Raw genomic sequence first — 8,749 nt, 5'->3', positions numbered from 1 at the left:
CTCCGTCGTGCCCGCGAACGCGGGTACCCAGCGTCTGCTTCCAATGAACCACATCAAAGTCACTGAACCTTATCGTTCATCAGGGTGGCAGAATAAAACACGTTGTCATGGCCAACCATAACGACCAGGGAGCAGCTCTGCCCCCTCTGCACCGTGTCGTTTGTCAGATCCGCAGTTGCACCGTGTCGTTTGTCAGATCCGCAGTTGTTCTCTACCCCTCATAAACCGCAAAACTGGCGTAACCCACCACCCGCTGTTTGTCACCGGCCGTATCGCCGGAGTTAAGGTACTCCATGCAACGCACCTGCATGCCCCGCTCTTTAGCCAGCAACATCAGTCCATTGATGGCGCGACAGCCGCAGGCGTCATCACCATGCAGCGGCCCATCCAGAGTTTCAATGCGGTGACAGGTGCGCCTGTCTTTGTCCTTGGCCTCGGCATACTCCATAAAATGGCTGAGGTCTGAACTGATCACCATCAGGGTTTCATCGCCGCCCCACAGCCGCTTCATCGCTTTGGCAACCAGGGTGGCCGAGGCTCCGCCCACCAGCAAGGGTACGATGCGGGCCTTAGTGAAACAGCGCTTAATAAAGGGCAACTGCACTTCGAGAGAATGCTCTTGCTGGTGCACATCATCGCGAACCTCAATCCCATCAATATCCAACAGGCGTTGACAAGCTGCCGTGTCGATCTCTACCACACCAAAAGGGGTATCAAACCCCTCCACGCCGGGCAGCGCGATTCCTTCGAAGGAAACTCGGTGGCTAGGCCCCAGCATCACCACTCGACTGACATGACCTGCGATGGCATCCAGCGATCCAAACAGACGACCGGCCACTTCGCCGGAATAGACATAGCCGGCATGGGGCACAATCACCGCTTTTGGCATTCCCAAAGCATGTCCTGGAGTCACCAATTGATCTAACTGCTCCGCCAAAACCGCGGGGTCATCCGGATAGAAACTGCCGGCGACCGCCGTTGAACGTACACTCATACCCCCTCCTTATCTGTACAGAGGTATACTTAAAGCGTACTCGATTTTCAGCCAAAGGTAGTCGGAGTCCGCCCATGTTGAGGAACAATAAAGCGCTCACCTCACCACCACAATACCACCCCACCCACTACTGGCACCGCCTCGACGACGGTCGGGTACAGTGCGATCTATGCCCGCGGCACTGCCAACTTAGAGAAGGAAAACGGGGTGCCTGCTTTGTTCGAGCCAACCATCAAGGCAAGATTGTGCTAACGAGCTATGGGCGCTCCAGCGGCTTTTGTATTGACCCAATTGAGAAAAAGCCCCTGAATCACTTTCTCCCCGGTACTTCGGTGTTGTCCTTTGGCACCGCAGGCTGCAACCTGAGCTGTGAGTTCTGTCAGAACTGGAACATCAGCAAGTCCCGGCAATGGGACACATTGGCAGATGTCGCCATGCCGGAGGCGCTGGCCAGCACCGCCAAGCGGTTGGGCTGCGCCAGTGTTGCATTCACCTACAACGACCCGGTGATCTTTCTTGAGTACGCCGTCGACACCGCCATTGCCTGCCGCGAACAAGGCGTGCGTTCGGTCGCCGTCAGTGCCGGCTATATCGACCCCGCTCCTCGTCAGGAATTTTTCCGCCACATAGATGCTGCCAATATCGATCTGAAGGCCTTCAGTGAACGCTTTTACCGTAAGATCTGTCATGGCCATCTGGCTGACGTACTCGACACCCTGCTGTACCTGAAGCACGAGACCGAAGTCTGGCTGGAGATCACCACCCTACTCATCCCTGGTGAAAACGACGACCCGGAAGAAACTCATGCGATGTGCCATTGGCTAATGGACAATCTGGGCCCGGACGTGCCGCTGCACTTCAGCGCATTTCACCCCGATTTTCACATGATGGATAAACCCCGCACCCCGAAAGCAACGCTGCTTAAAGCAAGGCGCATTGCTCTTGAGGCGGGACTCAACTACGTCTATGTGGGAAATGTGCATGATCCCGAGGGCGACAGTACCTGGTGCCCCCATTGCGGAGCCCTGCTAATTGGAAGAGATTGGTACGAACTCACCAACTGGCACCTGGATGATGGCCGCTGCCCCGAGTGCAATACCCATATCGCAGGTGTATTTGACCATGAACCTGGCCATTTTGGACGAGAACGGATACCGGTGCGTATCAGCCCCTAATCGCGCTCAGAAAACGACTCAACACCGTAATGGGACCACTGCATCTCGGTACTCCAGAAGTCCTCTGGTAAGCCGGCCTTGGCTTTTAGAGCAGACACAAAAGCGCGCGGCTCAGGCAACGACTCCCACACCTGAGGCAAAAAAGTAGCGTGATGACGGCCATAGCTCAGCGTCAGACCATCCTTGCACGGTGACAGAGTTTCCAACAACTGGGATTCACTGCCGATGGCCATCGGTTCTTGCTGCGACAATACCGAAATACCAATACACACCTGAGCCAGTTCATTGGCCGCCAGAGGTTCAAAGCGGTGATCTTCAAACGCCGCCGAATACGCAAAATAGGCGACGGTGTCGGCCAGAGGTTGGTCTGCTACCAGTGTCCCCACACAGCCTCGCAGCGCACCGGCTTTGGTCAGAGTCACAAAGCAGGCAGCGTGATGACGAAAAACAGCGGCGGTAAAACCGGACAGCGGCTGGCGGCAGCCATGGCTGAGGCCGTATTTGATGCTTTCCCGCGCCAACATCAGCAACTGAGTTCGCTCGGTTACTCCCAGGAAAGCCCTTCCCCCTTTCTGCCCGGCTTCTCTCCTCTCTGCCATCATCGATTCCTGTCATTACCAGTCACCCTTTCAGTCAGCGTAGCACAGTGCGAACGTCCGGCCAGATCACTGACGTAACACCTAAACCCTGCATGATACAGAGAGAAAAGACACTGGCTGCCCGCCTGCGCGGGCACGGCCTACCTCACCCGTCGCCCTTGCGCACGCGAGGGCCCAGCGACTTTGATGATGATTGCGGAAACAGACACTGGGTACCCGCATTCGCGGGCACGGCCTACCTCACCCGTCGCCCTTGCGCACGCGAGGGCCCAGCGACTTTGATGGTGATTGAGGAAAAGACGCTGGGTACCCGTATTCGCGGGCACCACGGAGGATTGATTCGCGAGCTGTGGTTACCGACTTGCGTTCGCGGGGGCGACAGAGGGTGTATATAGTGCGGTAGTAACCGAATCGTTCGCGCCAAGGCGGAGGGTGGTTTCAAGCTCGGCACCTCGCTGCCCTTGCCTGCTCGAGGTACAGTGCAACTGCTATTTATGCGGCTGCTTTCCCATACGGTTGATGGCTTCCGGCGGAACATCATAATGCTCGGTAATCCACTCAAGATTCTGGTGGCAAAACCCGGAAAACTCCCGCTGTAGAATCAAGGCCCAAACCGCATCGGTAACCTCATTGATCAGGCTTTGTCGATGAGTTTCTCCAGCACCGTCAATGTTGGCGTAGTAGTGATCGACCGCCTGCTGCAGTCGCTTACCGGCCCGCCCAAGAGTGGTCGCCTTCTCCTTGACGATCTCCGACTCCAATGAGCTGTATTTGTCTGAACGTAGACTATCCAGGCCAAACTTTTGCATAAGGTTCCAGCTCCCTTTTGCTGAATGCTCACCCCAGTAGGGACAACTCTTCTTATACTCCAACTTCGGCCAAATTGCACCGCTCAACCATTAATCGGCCGCTACTGACGCGGTGAAGCCCGGATCCCGGCCCGGAACCAGATCCAGCATCACTCCACCCCGCCCTTTAGCCAAACAGAGAGCATTCAGGATGGTTGAGACTGGGTTTCTGCCGATTTACGCGGCTTAATCTGGCTCAGACCCACCCCCAGCATCACCACCACGCTGGCCATCAACTGGGTCTGGTTCAACCGCTCATCCAGAATTAGATAGGCCAGAATCACGGTAAACACCGGAATCAGATTTACGAACATCGATGCCCGCGAAACCGGCATATGGGCAATGGCGTAGTTATACAGCAGATAACCACCCAGAGTGACAAAGGCACCAAGGAATACAATGGAAACGATGGGCTCGACGCTGAAATGCCACGGCCCGCCCTTTAACAGCGCCAGCGGCGTGAAAAACACCGCCCCGACCGCCGACATGTAAGCCGTGAGAGTCAATGCGGAATAGCGCTCGCTGAGCAGTTTCAAACACACGCTGAAGATGGCGGCACACAGCATGGCAGCCAGCTCCAGAGTATTACCCAACATCGGGTTAGGCGCGGATTCAGTCACATCACCGGAAGAACCCAGCACCATGACCCCGACAATGGCGATGCACAGGCCCACTGCCGCGACTTTGGTTATGCGCTCCTTAAGCACAATAAAGGCCACAATGGCAGTGAGCAGCGGCGCCAGCGACGTTACCATGCCAGCCTGACTGGCGCTGGTGTACTGCAGCGCCAACCCTTCGAGAATGAAATACAGACTGGGCTCCACCGCTGCCATCACCAGCAGAATCTTCCAGTCCCCTTTTCGATACTGGAAGTTGAACAACTTAGGCCAGAAAAACGCAAAGCACAGACAGGCGACCCACATCCGTCCGGCAATCACCGTCCAGGGGTCATAACTCTCAAATGCCACTTTCAGTGCAATAAAACTGCTGGCCCATAAAATCATGGCCACAATCAACGCCATTTCGGCGGTACGTCCCTTCAATTCTCTGTTTCCCAGGCCGGTTACAACATGGCTATCGCCAAAAACGTCGATATGGTAGTCAGTTAACGGCCAAAGATCACGCTTTCCATTTATTCTGTGAATAACCCTATTTGTCTTCAGTTGTTTAAGTGCAATCAATTACCGATAATAGAGGGCTAAGTGTATCCCGAGCCTCAAACGAATGTCAGAGTATCTGCTCCTTCTTGTTGGCACCATTCTGGTCAACAACTTTGTCCTGGTGAAATTCCTGGGACTGTGCCCCTTCATGGGGGTGTCCGGTAAGGTCGAGTCCGCCATCGGTATGTCGATGGCCACCACTTTTGTTCTAACGCTCGCCTCTTTGTGCAGCTATCTGATCAACAAGTACCTACTTATCCCTTGCGATTTGGTGTATCTACGCACCCTGGCCTTCATTTTGGTGATTGCTGTGGTAGTACAGTTCACCGAGATGGTAGTGCGTAAAACCAGCGCCTCCCTCTACCGGGTGCTGGGAATCTACCTGCCGTTGATCACCACCAACTGTGCGGTGCTGGGTGTGGCACTGCTGAACGTACAGGAGCAGCATGATCTGTTCGGATCACTGATCTATGGCTTCGGTGCCGCCGTAGGTTTCTCTTTAGTACTGGTACTGTTCTCCGCCATGCGCGAACGACTGGCCGCTGCCGATGTGCCCGCCCCATTCAAGGGCGCCTCCATCGCCATGGTTACCGCCGGATTGATGTCATTGGCCTTTATGGGCTTTACCGGGCTGGTGAAATAGACCATGAGCAGTATCGTAATAGCCGTCGTAGTACTGGCAGGACTGGCCCTGTTTTTCGGTATCATCCTGGGATACGCCTCCATCCGCTTTAAGGTAGAGTCGGACCCCATAGTCGAACAGATAGACAACACTCTGCCCCAAACCCAATGCGGTCAGTGTGGTTACCCGGGCTGTCGCCCCTATGCCGAGGCCATCGCCTCGGGTGCGGCACCCATTAACCTATGCCCTCCTGGTGGCGATGCGGTGATTCAAAGACTCGCCGACATGATGGGTATCGAGCCCGAACCTCTGGAAGGAGGAGAACAGATCGCCCATGTAGCCTACATTCGTGAAGACGAGTGTATCGGCTGCACCAAGTGCATTCAGGCCTGTCCGGTAGACGCCATTGTCGGTACCGGTAAGCAGATGCATACGGTGATTGCCAAAGATTGTACCGGCTGCGACCTGTGCGTAGCCCCCTGCCCGGTTGACTGCATCGACATGATCCCAGTGAAAACCACAAAACAAAACTGGAACTGGGATCTGAACCGGATCGCCGTCAAAGAGGTGGAGTAACCGAATTTATGCAAACTCTAACCGAACAAATCGATAACGGCACTCTGTGGACCTTTCCTGGCGGCATCCATCCGCCAGAGAACAAAACCCTGTCCAACCAGACGCCCATTGACACGCTGCCCCTGCCGGAACACCTCTACATTCCGGTCACTCAGCACATCGGCCAGCCAGGCAGCCTGCTGGTTAAGGTCGGCGACAAGGTGCTCAAAGGCCAACCGCTGACGCAACCTAACGCCCCGATGGCTTTGCCAGTGCATGCCCCAACCTCAGGGATCATCGAAGCCATAGGCGACTGGGCCTCGACCCACCCGTCTGGCCTGCCTGAAACCACCATCACCCTGAAACCGGATGGTGAAGACCGCTGGTGCGCACTGACCACCCGCGACAGCCTGGCAGGCATGGACAACACCGAGATTCTGGCGGCTATCCTCAATGCCGGAATCGCCGGCCTTGGGGGCGCGACCTTCCCAAGCCACATCAAACTCAGCCCAATTCAGCCGGTAAAATACCTGCTGATCAACGCTGCCGAGTGCGAACCCTACATCACCGCCGACGACACTCTGATGCGGGAGTTTGCCAATGAAATCGTTCAAGGGCTGACGGTGCTGGACACGCTGTTGTCCCCCGAGCGAATTCTGTTTGCCATTGAGGACAACAAACCCCAGGCCATTGCAGCCATCGAACAAGCGGTGAAAACCAGTCACTTCGATTCTAAGAAGCTGCAGGTCAAAGTCATCCCCACCAAGTACCCTTCGGGCAGTGAAAAACAACTGGTGCAGATCCTCACCGGTCAGGAGGTTCCCTCCGGCAAGATTCCTGCCCAACTGGGAATGGTGATGCAAAACGTCGGCTCGTTGTTTGCCATAAAGCGCGCCCTGTTCGACGGTGAACCCCTGATCGAACGGGTCGTCACCGTCACCGGCCAGCGCACCAAACAGCCTGGAAACTACTGGGTCCGCCTTGGCAGCCCAATCGACTGGCTGCTGAAACAGACCCGTTTTAACCCGCAACTTCTGGGGCAAAAGGTGATCATAGGGGGCCCGATGATGGGCTTTACCCTGCCGAGCCTGAAGGCGCCGGTGACCAAAGCCACCAACTGCATACTGGTACCCTCACGCAAGGAGCTGCCAGGCAACGCCCGCGAACTCAACTGCATCCGCTGCGGAGAGTGCGCACAAGCGTGCCCTCAGCAACTGCTGCCTCAGCAGCTTTACTGGCACGCCAAGGCCAAAGAGCTCGACAAAGCCGAAGCGCTGAACCTTAGAGACTGCATTGAGTGTGGTGCCTGCGCCTACGTCTGCCCGTCGGACATCCCTCTGGTGCAGTATTACCGCATCGCCAAATCGGCACTGCGACAGGAAGCCCTGAAACAGCAGGCATCCGACCGCGCAAAGATTCGATTCGATGCTCGCCAGGCTCGACTGGAAAAAGAGAAACAGGAGCGGGAAAATCGTCACAAGGCCGCAGCAGCCAAACGCAAAGTCAGCGCTCCAGCCGCCGACAGCGACGCCGTACAGGCAGCACTGGCTCGCATCAAAAAGGCCAAGCCGGTAGCGAACGGTGAACAGGATATGGCCGCTCTGCGCGCTCAGCGTAAAGCCGAGGCGCGCGCCCGTAAAGCCGGAAAAGCCGCAACCGACACCTCCCCGGCCAGCACGGATCCCAAGCAGGATGCCGTGGCTGCCGCCATCGCCCGGGCCAAAGCCAAGAAGGCCGCCCAAAGCAGCAGTGCTGCCGCCGATCCGAACAAAGCCGCCGTGGCCGCCGCTATCGCCCGTGCCAAGGCCAAACAGGCCGCAGCGAAAGGGGATGATGCGGTAACCGACACGCCCGCCCAACCCGCGGTGGCCGCACCAAAGGCCGGCGACGACAAGCGCAAAGCCGCCGTGGCGGCCGCCATCGCCAAAGCCAAGGCCAAACAAGCCGCGGCGAAAGGGGATGATGCGGTAACCGGCACCCCCGCCCAACCCGCGGTGGCCGCACCAAAGGCCGGCGACGACAAGCGTAAAGCCGCGGTAGCGGCCGCCATCGGCAAAGCCAAGGCCAAACAAGCCGCGGCAAGGGCGCACGGGGATGATGCGGTAACCGGCACCCCCGCCCAACCCGCGGTGGCCGCACCAAAGGCCGGCGACGACAAGCGCAAAGCCGCCGTGGCGGCCGCCATCGCCAAAGCCAAGGCCAAACAAGCCGCGGCGAAAGGGGATGATGCGGTAACCGACACGCCCGCCCAACCCGCGACGCCCGCACCAAAGGCCGGCGACGACAAGCGCAAAGCCGCCGTGGCGGCCGCCATCGGCAAAGCCAAGGCCAAACAAGCCGCGGCGAAAGGGGATGATGCGGTAACCGGCACCCCCGCCCAACCCGCGGTGGCCGCACCAAAGGCCGGCGACGACAAGCGCAAAGCCGCAGTAGCGGCCGCCATCGCCAAAGCCAAGGCCAAACAGGCCGCGGCCAACAGCAACAGCGAACCGGTCGCGACAACCTCGGCGTCTGATGCTGAGCTGGTCCCGGCTGCAGAGCTGGCTACGGAGTCCGATCCGAAGAAAGCCGCCATTGCTCGCGCCATCGCCAAGGCGAAAGCCAAGCAGGCGGCCGACAGCAACGGCGAACCGATTTCGACAACCTCGGCACCTGATGCTGAACCGGTCCCGGCTGCAGAGCCGGCTACGGAGTCAGATCCGAAGAAAGCCGCCATTGCCCGCGCCATCGCCAAGGCAAAAGCCAAACAACAAGCGCAGCGTGATGCTGCCAATAAATCATCAGACGAGTAGTGAT

8 protein-coding genes are annotated in these 8,749 nt (G+C 57.5%); 4 read left to right on the top strand and 4 right to left on the bottom strand.

What is annotated here, in order from left to right:
- Window positions 1-211: 211 nt before the first annotated feature.
- Complete coding sequence (gene amrB, locus BLT77_RS19035) at window positions 212-994, bottom strand: AmmeMemoRadiSam system protein B (RefSeq protein ID WP_090368348.1); 783 nt, start codon at window positions 992-994, stop codon at window positions 212-214.
- 74 nt (window positions 995-1,068) lie between these two features.
- Between amrB and amrS the strand changes: the two genes are divergently transcribed.
- Window positions 1,069-2,169 (top strand): AmmeMemoRadiSam system radical SAM enzyme, encoded by a 1,101-nt coding sequence (gene amrS, locus BLT77_RS19030; RefSeq protein WP_090368346.1) that lies wholly within the window; start codon window positions 1,069-1,071, stop codon window positions 2,167-2,169.
- Here the strand turns inward: amrS and amrA are convergent.
- The 3 genes from amrA to BLT77_RS19015 all read right to left on the bottom strand — a co-directional run bounded on the left by amrA (window position 2,166) and on the right by BLT77_RS19015 (window position 4,659).
- Entirely contained in the window at window positions 2,166-2,771 is a 606-nt protein-coding gene (gene amrA / locus BLT77_RS19025) for an AmmeMemoRadiSam system protein A (protein ID WP_218126962.1), read from the bottom strand. The genes amrS and amrA overlap by 4 nt on opposite strands.
- Before the next feature lie 485 nt (window positions 2,772-3,256).
- Window positions 3,257-3,577, bottom strand: coding sequence for a DUF6665 family protein (locus BLT77_RS19020; protein ID WP_090368342.1), 321 nt, complete (start codon window positions 3,575-3,577; stop codon window positions 3,257-3,259).
- 185 nt (window positions 3,578-3,762) lie between these two features.
- Complete coding sequence (locus BLT77_RS19015) at window positions 3,763-4,659, bottom strand: DMT family transporter (RefSeq protein WP_218126961.1); 897 nt, start codon at window positions 4,657-4,659, stop codon at window positions 3,763-3,765.
- A 181-nt stretch (window positions 4,660-4,840) separates the two neighbouring features.
- Between BLT77_RS19015 and rsxA the strand changes: the two genes are divergently transcribed.
- From rsxA to rsxC, 3 genes are read left to right on the top strand one after another with little or no spacing between them, the layout of a single operon-like run.
- Window positions 4,841-5,419, top strand: a complete 579-nt coding sequence (gene rsxA, locus BLT77_RS19010; RefSeq protein ID WP_090368338.1) for an electron transport complex subunit RsxA — start codon at window positions 4,841-4,843, stop codon at window positions 5,417-5,419.
- Between the two features lie 3 nt (window positions 5,420-5,422).
- Window positions 5,423-5,974, top strand: a complete 552-nt coding sequence (rsxB, locus tag BLT77_RS19005) for an electron transport complex subunit RsxB (RefSeq protein WP_090368336.1) — start codon at window positions 5,423-5,425, stop codon at window positions 5,972-5,974.
- 8 nt (window positions 5,975-5,982) lie between these two features.
- Window positions 5,983-8,745, top strand: a complete 2,763-nt coding sequence (gene rsxC, locus BLT77_RS19000) for an electron transport complex subunit RsxC (protein ID WP_090368334.1) — start codon at window positions 5,983-5,985, stop codon at window positions 8,743-8,745.
- Window positions 8,746-8,749: the final 4 nt, after the last annotated feature.

The organism is Ferrimonas sediminum (assembly GCF_900100175.1).
GTDB lineage: Bacteria > Pseudomonadota > Gammaproteobacteria > Enterobacterales > Shewanellaceae > Ferrimonas > Ferrimonas sediminum.
This window is presented reverse-complemented; position numbering and strand designations above follow the sequence as displayed.